Raw genomic sequence first — 18,241 nt, forward strand, 5'->3', positions numbered from 1 at the left:
TGAACCGCCCGCACGAGCACGCAACGCCAAGACCCCGCGCAAGCCCCGCACAAGACATCCGGCGCGGCTCACCGCACCGGCTCCCACGACCCGCCCGGCGCCCCCGTTACGCCCGCGCCGCCCGGGTCGGCACCGCGTCGAAGCGGAGGTTCCAGCGGCCCGCTCGTCCGGTCACCGTGGTGGCGGACAGGGGGCGTACGTCGATGTTCCAGTAGGTCGAGGGGGGAGCCTTCAGCGCGTAGACCAGCGCGGCCCGGATCACCGAGGGCTCCGCGACGGCCACGATCCGGCCGCCGTCCCCCACCGGCCGGGTGTCGAGCCACTCCCCCACCCGGGAGATGAAGGTCAGCAGTGACTCACCGCCGTGCGGGGTCGCCCGCGGGTCGGCGAGCCAGGCGTCCATGGCTTCCGGTTCGCGGGCCATCGCCTCGCCGAGGGTGAGCCCGCGCCAGCGGCCCATGTCGCAGTCGCGCAGGGCGAGCTGGACCAGGGGCGCGTAACCGAGGGCGTCCCCCGTGGCACGGCTGCGGGGTGCCGGCGAGCAGTACCGCAGTTCCGCCACCGCCAGCGGCAGCAGATCGGGCGCCACGCCCAGCACCTCGTCCCAGCCGGCCTGGTCGAGCGGACGGTCGTCCTCGAACCGCTCGGCGAGCAGCAAGGAGCTGCGCGCGGCGGCGACGAACGTGACCCGAAGTTGCATGCGGCGATCGTGAGCCGCGAGAGTGCGCAGGTCAAGAGGCGTTATCGGGCAGTTACCGACGTTACCCCGGAGCTCACTCCCCGAAGACCAGCGCCATCCACCGGTCCGGCTCGACGAGCGGCGCGAACCCGAGCTTCTCGTACACCCCGTGGGCGTCATGGGTGGCGAGCAGGATCCGCCGGAGGTCGTAGGGCCGCAGGTGCTCGCGCACGGCCCCCACCAGTGCCGTACCGATCCCCGCGCCCCGCACCGACCGGTCCACGTACACATCCCACAGCCAGGCGAAACTGGCGAGGTCGGTGATCACCCGGGCATAGGCCACCTGATCCCCCGTCCGCACCGCGTACACCCCGAAGTTGAGCGATCCGGCGATGGCCCGGTCCTGCTTCTCCCGGGACCGCCCGAGCGCCCAGTAGGCGTCCGTGGACAGCCAGTGGTGCACGCGCTCGGCGTCGACGCGTCCGAGGTCGGTGGAGATCTCATAGCCCTCGGCGAGGGGCGGGATGTCGGTCATGGGCGTGACGTTGGCAGGTCACGGAAGCCGGAGTCGAGCGCTTTTCGCCGGGAGCACCTCGTCGCACGCGGTCCGCAGCCGCCGTACCCCTTCCGCGATCTCCCCCGCCCCGGCCACCGCCGCGAAGCTCAACCGCAGGTGCCCCGCCGGGGGTTCGGCGCTGAAGTACGGGCGGCCGGGGGTGATCGCGACGCCCGCGCGCAGGGCCGCGGCGGTCAGGGCGGTCTCGTCCGTGCCGTCGGGGAGGCGCAGCCACAGGTGGTAGCCGCCCGACGGGACGTGCGGGAGGGCGAGTTCGGGCAGGCCGAGGCGCAGGGCCGTGGTCATGCTGTCCCGGCGGGCCTTCAACTCGGCCGAAATCGTACGCAGATGGCGGGGCCAGGCCGGTGAGCCGACGAGTTCCAGGGCCGCCTCCTGGAGGGGGCGGGGGACGAAGAAGGTGTCGACGACCTGGATCGCGCGCAGCCGCTCCAGCACCGGGCCGCGTGCCGCGAGGGCGCTCACCCGGAAGCTGGGCGAGGTCGCCTTGGTCAGCGAGCTCACATGGACGACCACGCCGTCGGGGTCGTCGGCGGCCAGCGGACGCGGCAGCGGCCCGGCGTCCTCGTGCACGAGCCGTCGTACGAAGTCGTCCTCGACGACGAACGCACCGGCCTCTCGGGCGATCCGCAGCACCTCGCCCCGGCGCTCCGGGGCCAGCACCGCGCCGGTCGGGTTCTGGAACAGCGGCTGGCAGACGAGCACCCGGGCGCCGGTCGCCCGGAACGCGTCGGCGAGCAGGGCGGGTCTGACCCCGTCGGGGTCCACCGGCACCGGGACCGGGCGCAGACCCGCGGAGCGGGCGATCGCCAGCATGCCGGGGTAGGTGGGCGACTCGACGAGGACCGGGGCCCCGGGCGGGGCCAGGGCGCGCAGGGCCGTGGTGAGCGCCGACTGGCCGCCCGCGGCGATCAGCACCTCCGCGGCCGTGACCGCGCCGCCGATGCTCCGCGCGAACCACTCGCGCAGTTCCGGCAGGCCCTCCGTCGGCGGCCGCCCCCACGCCCCGGGGCGGCGGCCCGCACGGGCGAGGGCCGCGGACATCGCGCGCTCCGGCTGGAGGGTGGGGTGCAGATAGCCGCCGTTGAACTCGACCACTCCGGGCGGCGGGGCGGCGAGCGAGACCAGGACGCCGGAGGCGTCGACCGAGCGCGGGACGAGGTCGGCGGCGCCGTCCGCGCTCAGCGCGACCTCCTGCCAGGAGGTGTCCCCGGCCGTGGCACCGGTAGCGCGGGCCTGGGCGCGGAAGGCACCGGCGCCGGGGCGCGTGACCACCAGTCCCTCGGCGGCGAGCTGGGCGAGAGCCCGGGAGACCGTCACAGGGCTGACCCGGAAGCGATCGACGAGGGCCCGGCTCGACGGGAGCTTTCCACCCGGAGAGTAGCGGTTGAGCTCAGTCCGGAGCCGTTCCGCCAGTTCATCCATACTGCTACGCTCGTGCATGAGAGTACAGAGTAGCGCTACCGCACCGACCGGGATAGCGGTTCCCACACCGGCGAGGACTTTCGGCACCGTCCAGGCCGCCCTCGGCGTCGCCGCCTTCTCCCTGACCTTCCCGGCCACCGCGTGGGGCCTGGAGGGCTTCGGGCCCTGGTCCCTCGTCGCCGTGCGCAGCGCCCTCGCGGCACTCGTCGCGGGCGGCTGTCTGCTCGCGCTGCGGGTGCCGGTGCCGAGCCGCCGGGACCGGAGCGGGCTCGCGGTCGTCGCCGCCGGGGTCGTCGTCGGCTTTCCGCTGCTCACCACCCTCGCGCTGCGGACCTCGACCACCGCGCACGCCGCCGTCGTGGTGGGTCTGCTCCCGCTGACGACCGCGCTGCTGTCGGCCCTGCGCATGGGCACCCGCCCCTCGCGCACCTTCTGGACGGCGGCTCTCGCGGGTGCCGCCGCGGTGGTCGCCTTCACCGTGCAGCAGAGCGGCGGCGCCCTGACCACCGCCGACCTGTATCTCTTCGCCGCGCTGCTGGTGTGCGCGGCCGGCTACACCGAGGGCGGCCGGCTGGCCCGGACCATGCCCGGCTGGCAGGTCATCGGCTGGGCGCTGGTGCTGTGCCTGCCGCTCAGCGTGCCCGCGGCGGCGCTCGCGCTGGCGTACGAGCCCGTGCACCTCACCGCGCACAGCGTCGCCGGACTGCTGTGGGTGGCGGTCGGCTCGCAGTTCGTCGGCCTGGTGGTCTGGTACCGCGGCATGGCGGCGATCGGGATCCCCAAGGCCAGCCAGTTGCAGTTGGCCCAGCCGCTGCTCACACTGGTGTGGTCGGTGCTGCTGCTCGGCGAGCACCTGACGGTGGCCGCCCCGCTGACGGCCGCGGCGGTGCTCGTGTGCATCGCCGTCACCCAGCGGGCGCGGGGCTGACCGGCCTGCACGCGCAGGTCGCAACCAGGCCCCGGCGCCGTAGAATCGGGGCCACGGACCGCTGCTCCCGCACTTGGTGAGGAGGCCCCAGACGATGCGTGCAACCGTGGGCGACCAGCTTGTCCAGCACGGCAGGGTGGTCGGACAGCAGGACAAGGTCGGCGAGATCGTCGAAGTGATGGGTCAGGAGGGCAACCCCCCGTACCGCGTCCGCTTCGAGGACGGGCACGAGGGCGTGTGCTCACCCGGCCCCGACACCGAGATCAGGCACCGGTTCCAGCAGCTGGGCCGGTGATCCGGCGCGGGGGCGCCGCCGGCTTCCGGTAGTGGTCGGCGACCACCCGCGCCATCGCCCCGACGGGGTCCGAGGCGACCTCCTTGGCGGCGAAGAAGACATGTCCGCGCACCTGTTCGTACTCACGCGCGAGGGTCAGGTGCCGGGACAGCTCCGCGGAATCCTGCCAGGGCGCGGGCTGCGCCGGGTCCCCCGCCTTGTAGAGAGCCTCGCCGAGGTACAGCCTGGTCCTGCTCCCGCGCGCCTGTCGCGCCCACCAGGCCACGAGTTCGGCGTAGTCGGCCGCCGCGAAACCGATGTGCCAGTACAGCTGCGGCACGAGGTAGTCGATCCAGCCCTCGCGCAGCCACTTGCGGGTGTCCGCGAAGTTGTCGTCGTACGACTGCACGCCCGCGCGGGTGTCCGAGCCGAGCGGGTCGGTGGCCGCGTTGCGCCACACGCCGAAGGGGCTGACGCCGAACTGTGCGGTGGGCCGGATCCCCTTGATACGGGCCGCGGTCTCCCGCACCAGCCGGTCGATGTTGTCCCGCCGCCAGTCGGCCCGGGTGGCGAAGGCGCCGCCGTACGCGTCGTAGGCCGCGTCGTCGTCGAAGGTCTGGCCGGCCACCGGGTACGGGTAGAAGTAGTCGTCGAAGTGGACCGCGTCCACCGGATACCGGTGCACCGCGTCGAGGATCGCGTCCTGGACGAAGGCGCGCACCTCGGGCAGCCCGGGGTTGTAGTAGAGCTTGCCGCCGTACCGCACCACCCAGCCGGGGTGCTTGCGGGCCGGGTGGGAGGCGGCCAGCCGGGCCGGGTCCGCATGGTTGGCGACGCGGTAGGGGTTGAACCAGGCGTGCAGTTGCAGACCCCGCCGGTGCGCCTCGGTGACGGCGGTGCCGAGCGGGTCCCAGCCCGGGTTCACGCCCTGCGTCCCGGTCAGGTACTGCGACCAGGGCTCGTACGGCGAGGGCCACAGGGCGTCGGCGGTGGGCCGTACCTGGAACATCACCGCGTTCAGCCGGTCCGCGGCCGCCCGGTCGAGGTGGGCGAGCAGTTCCGCGCGCTGCTGTGCGGCACTCAGCCCCGGCTTCGAGGGCCAGTCCCGGTTGGACACGGTGGCGAGCCACACACCCCGGATCTCGGTCGCCGCCCGCCGCCGCGGACGGCCCGGCGCGGCGGCCGCTCCCGAGGCCGTCGTCAGGGTGGACAGCGCGGCCAGCGCGAAGGCCCGGCGCGACAGACGTCCCATGTGCACACTCCCCCTACACCACGGATCCGCTCGGTCACGGATCGTCTCCGCGCCCCAGAATGCCCGAACGATGACGGACCCAGACGATCGATCATCGATACTTGGGAGTAACGTGCTCGAACGGAGCAGGATCCGGCCACCGCCGGCCTGCCACCAGGTGAAGACCAGCGAAAGGGACGAAGTGACGGACTTCCCGGCCGGAGACATCGCACGTGTCGGAGTCGTGGGCTGCGGCCAGATGGGGGCGGGCATCGCCGAGGTGTGCGCCCGCGCCGGTCTGGACGTGAAGGTCGCCGAGACCACCGGCGAGGCCCTGGAGATCGGCCGCACCCGGCTGTTCAACTCCCTGACCAAGGCCGCCGAACGCGGCAAGATCACGCAGGACGAGCTGGCGGCCACCCAGGCGCGCCTGAGCTTCACCACGGACCTCGGCGAGTTCGCGGACCGCGACCTCGTCATCGAGGCTGTCGTGGAGAACGAGCAGGTGAAGACCGAGATCTTCCAGGTGCTCGACCAGGTGGTGACCCGCCCGGACGCGATCCTGGCCTCCAACACCTCCTCCATCCCGCTGGTGAGGCTGGCGGTCGCCACCTCGCGGCCCGACCAGGTCGTCGGCATCCACTTCTTCAACCCGGCCCCGGTGCAGAAGCTCGTCGAGCTGATCCCGGCGCTCACCACCTCCGAGGGCACCCTGGCCCGCGCCCAGCAGTTCGCCGAGAAGCTGCTCGGCAAGCACGCGATCCGCGCCCAGGACCGCTCCGGCTTCGTGGTCAACGCGCTGCTGATCCCGTATCTCCTCTCGGCGATCCGGATGTTCGAGTCGGGCATCGCGAGCCGCGAGGACATCGACAACGGCATGGAGCTCGGCTGCGCCCACCCGATGGGCCCGCTGAAGCTGTCCGACCTGATCGGCCTGGACACCGTCGCCTCGGTCGCGTTCAGCATGTACGAGGAGTACAAGGAGCCGCTGTACGCCGCTCCCCCGCTGCTCCAGCGCATGGTCGACGCGGGCCGGCTCGGCCGCAAGACCGGCTCGGGGTTCTACACCTACTGAGCCCGCACCCTGTCCGTTCCAGGGTGCTGATTACACAGTGCGACGAACGCGGGCCCGGCACTCTTCGGAGTGCCGGGCCCGCGTCATTCACACACCGTGTGCGCGCCGGGCCCGCATATGCCTGTCGCACACTCTCCCCACGCGCCCACCAGGCGAGTTGACTCTTCATGCGCATGCAAGGGATGTGACGACTACGGAAAGGAGCGGACCCGTGACCGCCGAACCGGAGCATCCCGTGGTTCATGGAGAACTCGCAGAGTTACGGCGCCGCCTGGATGTCGCGTACGCACGCGTCGAGGGAGGCCTCGCTCTGCTCAGTCACCGTACGGAGGAGACGGACAAGGAGATCGACGATCTGAGCGCGCGGATCATCGCCCTGGAGCACGCCCGCTGGCCGCTTCCCGCGGTCGCGGCGATCACCGCCGTGGGCGCGCTCGTCGTGGCGGTCTGGCAGGCCTTCGGTCACTGAGGTTTCGGGGCACCCGGGGGCTCAGGGCAAGGTGTCCTGACCGAGCCTCAGATGATGCAACAGGAGTAACGCGGCCGCCATGTTGGCGGCCGGGACCTCCCCACGGGCGACCATGTCGGGAACGAGCTTCAGGGGGACCCATTCCCGGCGGTCGGACTCGAAGTCGTCCACGGGGTGCCCGATGTACTCGCCCGCGTCGGCCCAGTAGATGTGGTGCCGGGCGTCGGTGAGTCCGTTGGAGGGCTCCACGCTCATCAGGTGCTGGAGCGGCCCCGGCCGCCAGCCGGTCTCCTCCTCTAGTTCCCTGGCGGCCGCGACGGCGATGTCCTCGCCGTCCTCGACCACCCCCGCGGCGAGTTCCCAGCCCCAGCTGTCGGTGATGAAGCGGTGGCGCCACAGCAGCAGGACCTCGTTGGCCTCGTTCACCACCGTGGCGACGGCGACGGGCCTCAGCCGTATCAGGAAGTGGTCGAGATGCCGGCCGTCCGGCAGTTCGACATCGGCGAGATTGACGCTGAACCAGCGGTTTTCATACACAGTTTGTTCGTTCTGTTTCGTCCACTGCACGGTTCTGCCACCTTCCGTCGAGTAAGTGGCAATATCGCAGCAGGGACTGTGGGGTGTCGGCGTCCGCGTGCCGGCCTACAGGGGCACGCGCAGTGCGCCGTCGATCAGTTCGGCTGCCTCGGACGTGCCCGAGCAGCCGCTTCGGACCAGGTGTTCGCGCACCGCTCTGAGCCGGTCGCGCAGGCGCTGTGACTCCATTCCCCGGGCCTGTTCCGCCATCTGCACGGCCGTGGCCACCGCCTTGTCGGCGTTGCCCTGGCGCAGCTCGATCGTGCTGAGCATGGCGAGCCGGTGGACCCGGCCGCGGTCGTGCGCCGGGTTGTCGACGGCGGCCGCGGCATGGGCGGCGGCGGCCGCGAGCTCGCCGAGGCTGAGGAGTGCCTCCGCCACCTGGACGTTGACGAGGCCCGGCTGGACATAGCCGGTCTCATCGGGTTCGTAACCGCGCCGGATGCGTTCGGCGGCCTGCTCGGCCCGCCGGATGCAGGACAGGGCGGTCGTGCCGTCGCCGAGGTGGGCGTACGCCTTGGCCTGCATCGCGTACAGGTCGCAGGCGAGCGCCGGGGTGATGTGCTTGCCGGCCGCCCTGAGCGCTGCCTCGGCGAAGGCGACGGCCTGGCGGTGCTCCCGCATGAACAGCGACTGGTTGACGAGCAGCGCGATCACATACGCGCCAAGGCCCCGGTCCCCGCTGGCCTTGGCGAGTCTGAGCGCCTGGTGGAAGTAGCGCTGGGCGAGCCCGTGCGCGTCGGAGTCGTAGGCGCAGATGCCGGCGACGGCGACCAAGCCCCCGGTGGCCCGGTGCAGTTGGCGGCCCGTCTCGTCGGTGTAGCTGCCGCGCAGCAGCGGAGCCGCCTCGGCGTTGAGGAAGCCGACGATCCGCGTCCGGGTCGCTATGCCGCCCGCCTTCCGGTACATCTGCTCGTAGTGGGTGCGGGCCGCGCGCAGCATCTCTATGTCGGCGGGGGTGACCCGGTGCCGGCCGCCACGGGAGACGTCGACGTCCTCGGGCGGGTTCTCCCACTCCCACACCGGCATGACGGCGGGGGTGCCGGTGACCGCGGGAGCGCCCAGGATGTGCGGGCGCTGCTGTTCGTCGGAGCGCCACAGGGCGGTGGCCCGCTCGACGAAACCGGACAGCGAGGTGCCGTGCGGGGCGGAGGGTTCGCCGGGCACGCCGAGGCCGATGTCGTCGAGGGTGACGGGGCGCCGGAGACGGCCCGCGAGCACCTCGCAGATCAGGTCGGGCACCTGGCCGCGCGGCCGCTGTCCCTTCAACCACCGGGCCACGGCGGTGTGTTCGTACCTGAGCGCGAGACCGCGTGCCCTCCCGGCCTGATTCACATGTGCGGCAAGCCCCGCGTGCGAGATCCCGGCTTCGTCGAGGATCGCGTCGAGCAGAGTGTTGGGCTGCATGTATGCCCCCCGGGTGACTCGGTGCCGTCAGATTAGTGGGTTCGCCTTCACACGGGGTGTGATCGGAGTGCTCGAATCCGCAGGGTGTGCGCACTGTCGCGGAGAGTTTCCAACCGGTTGACTGAAATGCCTCGCAAGAGGCCGGCTGGGCCGCCGGCTCCCCCTCGTACAGTGCGGTGGCCCGGCCGTGGGCCTGACCGGGATCAGGTGAGGTGCGTGGTCGGCCGCGGGTTCGTCGTGGCCGCTCGCGCGGTTCCCCGCGCCCCCTGAGTGGGCTGCGGTTGCCGGTCGTTCCGCAGTACCAGCAGGGCCACGTCATCCTTCGGCGTCCCGGACGTGTGGTCGAGGAGGGCGGTGAAGACCGTGCCCAGCACGGACTGTGGAGGAGCCTCCGACGCCCTGCCCATCGCCTCGGGCAGCGAAAAGAACCGGCCACGGCCGTCCCTCGCGTCCTCGACACCGTCCGTGTGCAGCACCAGGGTCTCCCCCGGGAGCAGCTGACCGCACTCCAGGACCGGCACCTCAGCAGGCAGGGGGAACAGGCCGAGAGGCGGCAGGGGGTCGGCGCGGGACAGTGGCTCGACCACCGGGCCACTGAGCAGGTACGGCCACGGATGACCGCAGTTGAGGGCGAGCAGCTCCCCGTCCCGCCCGATCTCCAGCAGCAGCAGGGTGACGAACTCCTCGACGGCCGTGGCGTCCCGTTCGGCGCGCTCGCGCAGGTGCCGGGCGAGGGCCCGGTCGAGTCTGCGCAGCACTCCCCCGAGGTCGGGCTCGTCGTGGACGGCCTCGCGGAAGCTGCCGAGGACGGCGGCGGCCGTACCGATGGCGGCGAGGCCGTGGCCGCGGACGTCACCCATCACGACCCGCACGCCGTGTTCGGTGGCGACGGCCTCGTACAGGTCGCCGCCGATGGTGGCGCCCCGGTCGGCGGACATCTGGGCCGCGGCCACGGTGAGCCCGTCGACGCTCGGCGGCAACGGCCGCAGCAGCACGCTCTGGGCGGCCCCCGCGACCCGGCGGGCCTGCCGGAGCTCGCGCAGCAGGGCGCGCCGGGCATGGACGATCAGCCCGGTGCCCACCGCGAAGAACACGGCACTGGTGACGACCCGCGCACCCAGGGCATGCTGCTGGGCGAGCGGACAGGTGAGCTTGTAGGTGATCGCGACGGCCCCCCACATGGTGGGGAGTCCCAGCGAGAGCACACGGCGCAGTGACCCCTCCCGGGGCACCGCAGCCTTGACGCACATCATGCCGACGGCCCCCCAAACAGGCCCTGCACACGCAATCGGACCGGCCTCGAAAGGCCGGTCCGATTGTGTCGAGCGTGTGGCCCGAAAGGACCGGATCACCGGGATAACTCACTCAATCGAGTGAGGTGACCGGATAGGGGGGTGCTGGGCGACTAGGCCCTCAGCACCGCCCCGGTCCGCTCTCCGGCGAGGGCGACCGCCGCGTCCCGGGCCGCGGAGGCCTCGTCCACGGTCAGGGTCCGGTCACCCGCGCGGAAGCGCAGCGCGTACGCCAGCGACTTCTTGCCGTCGCCGAGCTGCTCCTCGTTCTCGTACACGTCGAACAGCCGGATGGCTTCCAGGAGTTCACCCGCGCCCGCCCGCAGCGCGGCCTCGACCTCGGCGTGCGGCACGAACTTGTCGACGACCAGGGCGACGTCCTGCGTGGCCACCGGGAACGTGGAGATGGCCGGCGCCTGCGGGGTGTCGTCGCCGACCGCCTCCAGCACGTCCAGGTCGAGCTCCATCGCGCAGGTGCGCGCCGGCAGTCCGAACGCCTTCACGACCCGCGGGTGCAGCTCGCCGGCGTGTCCCACCACGGTGTCCCCGGCCACGAACTCGGCGCACCGCCCGGGGTGCCAGGGACCGTACTGCCCGCCGCGGACGACCAGTTCGACCCCGGCCTCACGCGCGACCAGACGGCCGGCCTCGACGGCGTCGGCCCAGTCGGCCGGACGGCCCCTGCCCCACCAGCCGGCCTGTTCCCGGGCACCGGCGAGGACCACGGCCACGTGCCGCGGCTGCTCCGGCAGCGCGGCGTCCAGCTCGGCGATCTCCTCGTCCGTGGGACGCCGGTCGACCGGCAGCACCGCGGCCACCCGCTGCTCCGGGCGCGGCAGGAAGACCAGCCCGGTCTCGAACAGCGCCAGGTCGTGCGAGCCCCGGCCGTCGTTGCGCCGCAGCGCGCCGAGCAGACCCGGCAGCAGCGAGGTCCGCAGCGCGGGCTCCTCGTCGTTGAGCGGGTTGGTGAGCCTGACGACACGGCGGGCCGGGTCGTCGGCCTCCAGGCCGAGCTGGTCGAAGACCTGCTCGGAGACGAAGGGGTAGTTCGGCGCCTCGACGTACCCGGCACCGGCCAGCACCCGGCCGGCCCGGCGGTGCAGCCGCTGGCGGTGGGTCAGGCCACGGCCGGCCGGCGGCCTGGGCAGGGTGGAGGGCAGGTTCTCGTAGCCCTCCAGCCGGATGACCTCCTCGGCCAGGTCGTTGATCTCCTGGAGGTCGGGACGCCAGGACGGCACGGTGACGATCAGCTCGTCCTGCCCGTACACGTCGCAGCCGACTTCCTGGAGACGCCGTACGACGGTCTCGCGGCCGTAGGAGACGCCCGCGACCTTGTCCGGGTGGTCCGCCGGGACGCTGATGGTGTGCGGGGCGGACGGGGCGACGACCTCGGTGACCCCGGCCTCGGCGGTGCCGCCCGCGAGCAGCACCAGCAGGTCGACCGTGCGCTGCGCGGCAGCGGCGGCGGCCTGCGGGTCGACACCGCGCTCGAAGCGCCGGGACGCCTCGGAGGACAGCTTGTGGCGGCGGGCCGTGCGCGCGATGGAGACCGCGTCGAAGTGCGCGGCCTCGATGACCACGTCGGTGGTGCCTTCGCCTTCGGCGTGGTCGGCGATCTCGGTGTCGGCGCCGCCCATCACACCGGCGAGGCCGATCGGGCCGCGCTCGTCCGTGATGACCAGGTCCTCGGCGTGCAGCTTGCGCTCGACACCGTCGAGGGTCCTGATCTGCTCACCCTCCTCGGCCCGGCGCACCCCGATGGTGCCCTGGACCAGGGAGCGGTCGTAGGCGTGCAGCGGCTGGCCGAGCTCCATCATCACGTAGTTGGTGACGTCGACGGCGAGCGAGATCGGGCGCATGCCGACCTTCTGGAGCCGGCGCTGGAGCCAGATCGGAGAGCGGGCCTCGGGGCTCAGACCGGTGACGGTGCGCGCGGTGAAGCGGTCGCAGCCGAGCGGGTCGGAGACCTGGACCGGGTAGCCGAAGGCGTTCGGGCCCGGCACGTCGAGCAGGGCGGGGTCGCTCAGCGGCAGCCCGTAGGCGATGGCGGCCTCGCGGGCCACACCGCGGATGGACAGGCAGTCGCCGCGGTTGGCGGTGACGGCGATGTCCAGGACCTCGTCGACCAGTTCCAGGAGCTCGATGGCGTCCTTGCCGACCTCGGTCTCCGGCGGCAGCACGATGATGCCGTGGCTGCCGTCGTCGCCCATGCCCAGCTCGTCGCCGGAGCAGATCATGCCGTGGGAGGTCTTGCCGTACGTCTTGCGCGCCGAGATCGAGAAGCCGCCGGGCAGCGTGGCACCCGGGAGCACGACCACGACCTTGTCGCCGACGGCGAAGTTGCGGGCACCGCAGACGATCTCCTGGGGCTCGCCGGTGCCGTTGGCCTGGCCCACGTCGACCGTGCAGAAGCGGATCGGCTTCTTGAAGCCCTCCAGCTCCTCGATGGTCAGCACCTGGCCGACGACCAGGGGGCCCTTGAGGTCGGCGCCGAGGTGCTCGACGGTCTCGACCTCGAGGCCCGCGGAAACGAGCTTGGCCTGGACGTCACGGCCGGTTTCGGTCGCCGGCAGGTCGACGTACTCCCGCAGCCAAGAAAGCGGGACCCGCATCAGATCTCCATCCCGAACGGCCGGGTGAACCGGACGTCACCCTCGACCATGTCTCGCATGTCCTCGACGTTGTGGCGGAACATCAGCATCCGCTCGATGCCGAACCCGAAGGCGAAGCCGCTGTACTTCTGCGGGTCCACACCGCAGGCGGTCAGCACCTTGGGGTTGACCATCCCGCAGCCGCCCAGCTCGATCCAGCCCTCGGAGGAGCAGGTACGGCAGGGGCGGTCGGGGTTGCCGACGGACTCGCCGCGGCAGACGTAGCACACCATGTCCATCTCGGCGGACGGCTCGGTGAAGGGGAAGAAGTTCGGGCGCAGCCGGGTCTTCATGCCCTCGCCGAACAGGGCCTGGACCATGTGGTCCATGGTGCCCTTGAGGTCGGCCATGGTCAGGCCCTCGTCGACGGCCAGCAGCTCGACCTGGCGGAAGACCGGGGTGTGCGTGGCGTCCAGCTCGTCGGTGCGGTAGACGACACCGGGGCAGATCACGTACACCGGCAGGTCCCGCGAGAGCAGCGAGCGGATCTGCACGGGCGAGGTGTGGGTGCGCAGCACGACTCCGGACTCGGTGCCGCCCTGCGGGCCCTCGACGAAGAAGGTGTCCTGCTCACCGCGGGCCGGGTGGTCCGGGCCGATGTTGAGCGCGTCGAAGTTGAACCACTCGGCCTCGACCTGCGGGCCCTCGGCGACCTCGTAGCCCATGGCCACGAAGACGTCCTCGATGCGCTCGGAGAGCGTGGTGAGCGGGTGGCGGGCGCCGGCCGGTACGCGGTCGTACGGCAGGGTGACGTCCACGGCCTCCTCGACCAGCACGCGCTGGTCGCGCTCGGCCTCCAGTTCGGCCTGCCGGCCGGCGAGGGCCTTGTTCACCGCGCCCCGGGCCTGGCCGACGAGCTTGCCGGCGGCCGCCTTGGCGTGCGGGGGCAGGGCGCCGATCTCGCGGTTGGCGAGGGCCAGCGGGGAGGTGCCCCCGGTGTGGGCGACCTTGGCCTCCTGGAGCGCTTCGAGGGAGTCCGCTGCGGCGAAGGCGGCGAGCGCCTCCTCACGCATGCGCTCGATCTCTTCCGGTTTCAGGGCCTCGACCTCTACAGGGTCGTACGACTTGTTCGGTGCCGACATCTCTTCCCGTGCTTCCGATTGGCTGGCTGAAGGTCCCCGTCACCGACTCACTCAGAGGTCAGAGGGCCGTCCATGGGACACATGGGTGCCAAAGGCCGAGTCTAACGGGGTGGGGATGTACCGATGCGCCCGCGGGCACTCAGGTCAGATAGGCCGGAGCGCTCACGGGCAACGTAAATCGGAACTCGGCGCCGCCCTGGGGGCCGCGGCCGACCGTGATGGTGCCGCCGTGGGCTTCGACGATGCCCTTGACGATGTAGAGCCCGAGGCCGGTGCCACCGCGCTTGCTGCCCCGCCAGAAGCGGGTGAAGACGCGGTTCATGGACTCCTCCGGGATGCCGGGACCCTCGTCGCTCACCGTGACCGACGTGCCGGTGTCCTCCCCTTCTCGGGGGGACGCCGTGGGCGTGATGTCAATCGTGACGGTTCCCTCGCCGTGCCGCACCGCATTTTCGAGCAGGTTGCTGAGCACCTGGTCGATCTTGTCGGGGTCGGCCCACAGGGCGGGCAGCGGCTGTTCCAGGCGCAGCAGGAACCGGTCGGCGGGCAGACCGGCGGCGACGTAGGCCTGGATGTGGCGTCCGACGGCGGCGCCGATGTCGACGGGCTGGCGGCGCACCTCAAGGCGCCCGGAGTCGATGCGGGAGATGTCGAGCAGTTCGGCGATGAGCCGGGTGACCCGGTCGGCGTCCGCGTCGACGGTCTCCAGCATCAGCCGCTTCTGGTCGTCGGTGAACCTCTCCCACTTGGCGAGGAGGGTCGCGGTGAAGCCCTTGACGGAGGTGAGCGGGGACCTGAGCTCGTGGGCCACGGTGGCGATCAGCTCGGCGTGGCTGCGCTCGGTGCGGCGGCGGGCCTCGGTGTCGCGCAGGCTGACGACGACCCGGTAGACGGGTCCGGTGGGCTCGGTGCGCACGTACTGCGCGCAGACCAGGACCTCACGGCCGCCCGGCAGCAGCAGGTTCCGCTCGGGCTGCCGCCTGCGGATCGCGAGACCCCCGTACGGGTCGGTCAGCTGCCACCAGCGCCGCCCCTCCAGGTCCTCTAACGGAAGGGCCTTCTCCAGGCGCTGTCCGAGGGCCTCCTCGGCGGGCAGGGAGGTGATCCGGGCCGCGGCGGCGTTGAAGCAGATCACGCGGCCCTGTTCGTCCGCGACGACGAGGCCGTCGGGCAGCTGGTCGGGGTCGATGCCGTACTCGGCGGGACCACCGGCACAGGCCTCGGACACGCCGTGCGCGCTCCTCGTGCCGACACTCATCCCCGTACCCCACCTCTCAGGCGTCTGAGGGGCCCCGAGCTGGTCACCCTACTGGTTCTCGGTGACGGAACGGCACCCTCCGGAGGCGCGCTGTGCCCGGGCCGACGCATAGAGACATACGGCGGCGGCGGTGGCGAGGTTCAGGCTCTCGGCCTTCCCGTGGATCGGGACGCGCACCACGGCATCCGCGAGCGCGCGGGTCTCCTCCGGCAGCCCCCACGCCTCGTTGCCGAACACCCAGGCGGTCGGCCCGCCCATGGTGCCCTTGTCGAGCTCGTCGTCAAGGTCGTCGGTGCCGGCCCCGTCGGCGGCGAGGATGCGCACCCCGGCCCGCCTGAGCCCCTCGACGGCCTCCTCCACGGGCACGCCCACCGCGACGGGCAGGTGGAAGAGGGAGCCCACGGAGGCGCGTACGGCCTTGGGGTTGTAGACGTCGACGGACGCGTCGGTCAGGACGACGGCCTCGGCGCCGGCGGCGTCGGCGCACCGCAGGACGGTGCCGGCGTTGCCCGGGTCGCGCACGTTCGCGAGCACGGCGACGAGCCGGGGGCGGGCGGCGAGGATCTCCTCGAAGGGGGTGTCGAGGAACCGGCAGATGCCGACGAGCCCCTGCGGGGTGACCGTCGTCGAGATGTCGGCGACGACCTCCTCGGAGGCGAGGTGCACGCGTGCCCCGACGGCCCGGGCCGCACCGACGATGTCGGCGTAGCGCTCCGCGGCCTCGACGGTGGCGAACAGTTCCACCAGCCCGTGTCCGGCGGCCTCCCGCACGGCCTGCGGTCCCTCGGCCAGGAACAGCCGCTCCTTGCCCCGGAAGTTCCGCCGGGCGAGCCGCCGGGCCGCCGAGACGCGGGGGGAACGGGGGGAGATCAGCTCGGGGCTGGCAGAGGGCATGTCGCTCACTTTCGGAAACCAACAACAGGACCCGCAAGCCCGAAGGCCTGCGGGTCCCTCATGTCACGTCGGCCTGGGCCAGGTGCGGAGTCAGGCCGCCTTGGGGGCGTTGACGTCCGACGGCAGGGCCTTCTGCGCGACCTCGACCAACGCGGCGAACGCGGTCGCGTCGTTGACGGCCAGCTCGGCCAGGATCTTGCGGTCGACCTCGATGTTCGCGGCCTTCAGACCCTGGATGAAGCGGTTGTACGTGATGCCGTTGGCGCGGGCAGCGGCGTTGATGCGCTGGATCCACAGCTGGCGGAAGTCACCCTTGCGCTTCTTGCGGTCGTTGTAGTTGTAGACCAGCGAGTGGGTGACCTGCTCCTTGGCCTTGCGGTACAGGCGCGAACGCTGACCGCGGTAGCCGGAGGCGGCTTCGAGGATCGCCCGGCGCTTCTTGTGGGCGTTGACTGCCCGCTTGACGCGTGCCACTTGTTAACTCCTTGTAGCGGGGCCGTGGTTGGACTCACACGGCCCGGTATCGATTGGGTCCCGGTCTAGAGGTGCTTCAGGCGCTGGGCGCCCGGCCTCACTTGCCGAGAAGCTTCTTGATCTTCGCGGCGTCGCCCGGGGCCATCTCGGCGTTGCCGGTGAGGCGACGCGTCACGCGGGACGACTTGTGCTCGAGCAGGTGGCGCTTGCCGGCGCGCTCACGGAGCACCTTGCCGGAGCCGGTGATCTTGAAGCGCTTGCTGGCACCGCTGTGCGACTTGTTCTTCGGCATAGCGCCGTTCTCTCCTCGTCGGTGGCGCTCCGGTGCCCGGTCCTGAAACCGGGCACGGTGAGCGTCGCTCTTGTATCGGTTGTGTCCTGGGGGCTCGCGCCCCCGGGGGTCACGCCTCGGCGGAAGCCTCCGCCGGGGCCTCGGCCTCGGCCTCGGTGTCCTCGACGTGGTCGGACTCCGCGGCGTTCTGCGACTTGCCGGGGTTGGCCTTCGCGTCTGCCTTGCGGGCTTCCTGCGCCTGGCGGGCCTCGGCCATCGCCTCGGTCTTCTTCTTGTGCGGACCGAGAACCATGATCATGTTTCGGCCGTCCTGCTTCGGGTTCGACTCAACGAAACCGAGGTCGGCCACGTCCTCCGCGAGACGCTGCAGCAGCCGGTAGCCCAGCTCGGGCCGGGACTGCTCGCGACCACGGAACATGATCGTGATCTTGACCTTGTCGCCCTGCTTGAGGAACCGGACGACGTGACCCTTCTTGGTGTCATAGTCGTGCGGGTCGATCTTCGGCCGGAGCTTCATCTCCTTGATGACCGTGTGCGCCTGGTTCTTGCGCGCCTCACGGGCCTTCATGGCCGACTCGTACTTGAACTTCCCGTAGTCCATGAGCTTGCACACGGGCGGACGGGCGTTCGCCGCGACCTCGACCAGGTCCAGGTCGTACTCCTGCGCAAGCTCCAGTGCCTTGGCCAGCGGGACGATGCCCACCTGCTCGCCACTGGGACCGACAAGTCGCACCTCGGGAACGCGAATCCGGTCGTTGATGCGGGGCTCGGCGCTGATGGATCCTCCTCGGTTAGCACCACACGGCGGTCTGGCGGACAGCCGCGTATGTCATTTTCGTCAGACCTAACCGCGCCGAAGCACAAAAATGCCCCGGACGATCACAGACGGGGCTCCAAACACTGCCGGAGCACCGCCGCGATGCCGCGGGGCGCGCTTTCGGGCGACTCCATCGTCCGTACGGAACGATGGTGGCCGCCTGACCGGGGTGACCCGCCGTCCCAGGGGGCGGTCGGGTGGGAGATCGGAGCCTCCACTTGTGGGCCGGTCACACTTTCACACATGCGTGTCCGGCCGGTCGTCACACAAGGTTAGCAGCATCCGGGGGGTGGTGCGAACCGGCGGGCAGCGGGCCCTATCGTGTGGGGCATGAGTGACACCCCTCCCCCGTCTGCCGACTCCGCCGGCTCTCCCGACTTCGACGAGATGACCCGCGACATCGCCGAGGTCCCCGCCGTCGAGGTGATCGTGACGGTCGCGGTCAACCTGATGAGCGCCGCCGCCGTGAAGCTCGGCCTGACCGAGGAGGGCGACAAGTACAAGGACCTGGACGAGGCCCGCAAGCTGATCCACGCCCTCGCCGGTCTGCTCGACGGAAGCGCGACGGAGATCAGCTCCTTCCACGCCGCCCCGCTGCGGGACGGCCTGAAGTCCCTCCAGCTCGCCTTCCGCGAGGCGTCCCTGGTGCCGGACGAGCCGGGCCAGGGCCCCGGGGAGAAGTACACCGGCCCGATCTACGGCTAGGTGTATTGCCCCGTGAGGTTGGGGACGCGGCTGGCGGGTGGTTGGCCCTTGAGCGCGGTGTGTCCGCGGTGGTGATTGTAGGTGTGCAGCCAGTCGGGGAACGCTGCGCGTCGTTCCTGCTCTGACCGATAGGGCTTT

At 71.5% G+C, this 18,241-nt stretch carries 19 protein-coding genes and 1 pseudogene; 5 read left to right on the forward strand and 15 right to left on the reverse strand.

Annotation, left to right across the window (positions count from 1 at the left end; all coding sequences use genetic code 11):
• Window positions 1–106 precede the first annotated feature (106 nt).
• The 3 genes from EHS43_RS15895 to EHS43_RS15905 all read right to left on the reverse strand — a co-directional run bounded on the left by EHS43_RS15895 (window position 107) and on the right by EHS43_RS15905 (window position 2,696).
• On the reverse strand, window positions 107–700 hold the full coding sequence (locus EHS43_RS15895; protein WP_125191425.1) for a histidine phosphatase family protein: 594 nt from the start codon (window positions 698–700) through the stop codon (window positions 107–109).
• Between the two features lie 73 nt (window positions 701–773).
• On the reverse strand, window positions 774–1,214 hold the full coding sequence (locus EHS43_RS15900; RefSeq protein WP_125191426.1) for a GNAT family N-acetyltransferase: 441 nt from the start codon (window positions 1,212–1,214) through the stop codon (window positions 774–776).
• Window positions 1,215–1,232: 18 nt separating this feature from the next.
• Complete coding sequence (locus EHS43_RS15905; RefSeq protein WP_125191427.1) at window positions 1,233–2,696, reverse strand: PLP-dependent aminotransferase family protein; 1,464 nt, start codon at window positions 2,694–2,696, stop codon at window positions 1,233–1,235.
• On the opposite strand from EHS43_RS15905, the gene EHS43_RS15910 reads away from it, so the two are divergent.
• Window positions 2,695–3,606, forward strand: a complete 912-nt coding sequence (locus EHS43_RS15910) for a DMT family transporter (RefSeq protein ID WP_125191428.1) — start codon at window positions 2,695–2,697, stop codon at window positions 3,604–3,606. The two genes, EHS43_RS15905 and EHS43_RS15910, sit on opposite strands and share 2 nt — an antisense overlap.
• Before the next feature lie 94 nt (window positions 3,607–3,700).
• Window positions 3,701–3,901 carry a DUF1918 domain-containing protein gene (locus EHS43_RS15915; protein WP_031056212.1) on the forward strand — a complete coding sequence of 67 codons (201 nt, stop codon included), beginning with the start codon at window positions 3,701–3,703 and terminating at the stop codon, window positions 3,899–3,901.
• Here EHS43_RS15915 and EHS43_RS15920 read toward each other — a convergent pair.
• Window positions 3,870–5,132, reverse strand: a complete 1,263-nt coding sequence (locus EHS43_RS15920; RefSeq protein ID WP_125191429.1) for a glycoside hydrolase family 10 protein — start codon at window positions 5,130–5,132, stop codon at window positions 3,870–3,872. The two genes, EHS43_RS15915 and EHS43_RS15920, sit on opposite strands and share 32 nt — an antisense overlap.
• 181 nt (window positions 5,133–5,313) lie before the next feature.
• On the opposite strand from EHS43_RS15920, the gene EHS43_RS15925 reads away from it, so the two are divergent.
• The gene (locus EHS43_RS15925; protein ID WP_125191430.1) at window positions 5,314–6,186 is read left to right on the forward strand and encodes a 3-hydroxybutyryl-CoA dehydrogenase; all 873 of its coding nucleotides are present in this window, start codon (window positions 5,314–5,316) and stop codon (window positions 6,184–6,186) included.
• Between the two features lie 211 nt (window positions 6,187–6,397).
• Window positions 6,398–6,655, forward strand: coding sequence for a hypothetical protein (locus tag EHS43_RS15930; protein WP_125191431.1), 258 nt, complete (start codon window positions 6,398–6,400; stop codon window positions 6,653–6,655).
• A 21-nt stretch (window positions 6,656–6,676) separates the two neighbouring features.
• Here EHS43_RS15930 and EHS43_RS15935 read toward each other — a convergent pair whose 3' ends face one another.
• The 10 genes from EHS43_RS15935 to infC form a co-directional block, all read right to left on the reverse strand.
• Window positions 6,677–7,222 (reverse strand): NUDIX hydrolase, encoded by a 546-nt coding sequence (locus EHS43_RS15935; protein WP_125191432.1) that lies wholly within the window; start codon window positions 7,220–7,222, stop codon window positions 6,677–6,679.
• A 75-nt stretch (window positions 7,223–7,297) separates the two neighbouring features.
• On the reverse strand, window positions 7,298–8,638 hold the full coding sequence (locus EHS43_RS15940; protein WP_125191433.1) for a transcriptional regulator: 1,341 nt from the start codon (window positions 8,636–8,638) through the stop codon (window positions 7,298–7,300).
• A gap of 203 nt (window positions 8,639–8,841) precedes the next feature.
• Window positions 8,842–9,891: a PP2C family protein-serine/threonine phosphatase gene (locus EHS43_RS15945; RefSeq protein WP_125191434.1), complete on the reverse strand. Its 1,050-nt coding sequence runs from the start codon at window positions 9,889–9,891 to the stop codon at window positions 8,842–8,844.
• Between the two features lie 152 nt (window positions 9,892–10,043).
• Complete coding sequence (gene pheT, locus EHS43_RS15950; RefSeq protein WP_125191435.1) at window positions 10,044–12,542, reverse strand: phenylalanine--tRNA ligase subunit beta; 2,499 nt, start codon at window positions 12,540–12,542, stop codon at window positions 10,044–10,046.
• Window positions 12,542–13,663, reverse strand: coding sequence for a phenylalanine--tRNA ligase subunit alpha (gene pheS / locus EHS43_RS15955; protein WP_125191436.1), 1,122 nt, complete (start codon window positions 13,661–13,663; stop codon window positions 12,542–12,544). Before pheS ends, pheT begins: the two co-directional genes overlap by 1 nt.
• A gap of 139 nt (window positions 13,664–13,802) precedes the next feature.
• Window positions 13,803–14,921 carry an ATP-binding protein gene (locus EHS43_RS15960; protein WP_125191437.1) on the reverse strand — a complete coding sequence of 373 codons (1,119 nt, stop codon included), beginning with the start codon at window positions 14,919–14,921 and terminating at the stop codon, window positions 13,803–13,805.
• A 48-nt stretch (window positions 14,922–14,969) separates the two neighbouring features.
• Window positions 14,970–15,815 carry an RNA methyltransferase gene (locus EHS43_RS15965; protein WP_125191438.1) on the reverse strand — a complete coding sequence of 282 codons (846 nt, stop codon included), beginning with the start codon at window positions 15,813–15,815 and terminating at the stop codon, window positions 14,970–14,972.
• A gap of 90 nt (window positions 15,816–15,905) precedes the next feature.
• Window positions 15,906–16,289, reverse strand: a complete 384-nt coding sequence (gene rplT, locus EHS43_RS15970) for a 50S ribosomal protein L20 (RefSeq protein ID WP_125191439.1) — start codon at window positions 16,287–16,289, stop codon at window positions 15,906–15,908.
• Window positions 16,290–16,386: 97 nt separating this feature from the next.
• Window positions 16,387–16,581: a 50S ribosomal protein L35 gene (gene rpmI, locus EHS43_RS15975; RefSeq protein ID WP_003977225.1), complete on the reverse strand. Its 195-nt coding sequence runs from the start codon at window positions 16,579–16,581 to the stop codon at window positions 16,387–16,389.
• Window positions 16,582–16,690: 109 nt separating this feature from the next.
• On the reverse strand, window positions 16,691–17,359 hold the full coding sequence (infC, locus tag EHS43_RS15980) for a translation initiation factor IF-3 (RefSeq protein ID WP_125191440.1): 669 nt from the start codon (window positions 17,357–17,359) through the stop codon (window positions 16,691–16,693).
• A gap of 369 nt (window positions 17,360–17,728) precedes the next feature.
• Between infC and EHS43_RS15990 the strand changes: the two genes are divergently transcribed.
• Window positions 17,729–18,103, forward strand: a complete 375-nt coding sequence (locus tag EHS43_RS15990) for a DUF1844 domain-containing protein (protein WP_185806269.1) — start codon at window positions 17,729–17,731, stop codon at window positions 18,101–18,103.
• On the opposite strand, the pseudogene EHS43_RS15995 reads toward EHS43_RS15990, so the two are convergent.
• A pseudogene (locus tag EHS43_RS15995) lies at window positions 18,100–18,241 on the reverse strand (integrase core domain-containing protein); the annotation flags it as partial. The gene EHS43_RS15990 and the pseudogene EHS43_RS15995 overlap by 4 nt on opposite strands.

Origin of the sequence: Streptomyces sp. RP5T (genome assembly GCF_003933965.1) — a bacterium.
Lineage (GTDB): Bacteria > Actinomycetota > Actinomycetes > Streptomycetales > Streptomycetaceae > Streptomyces.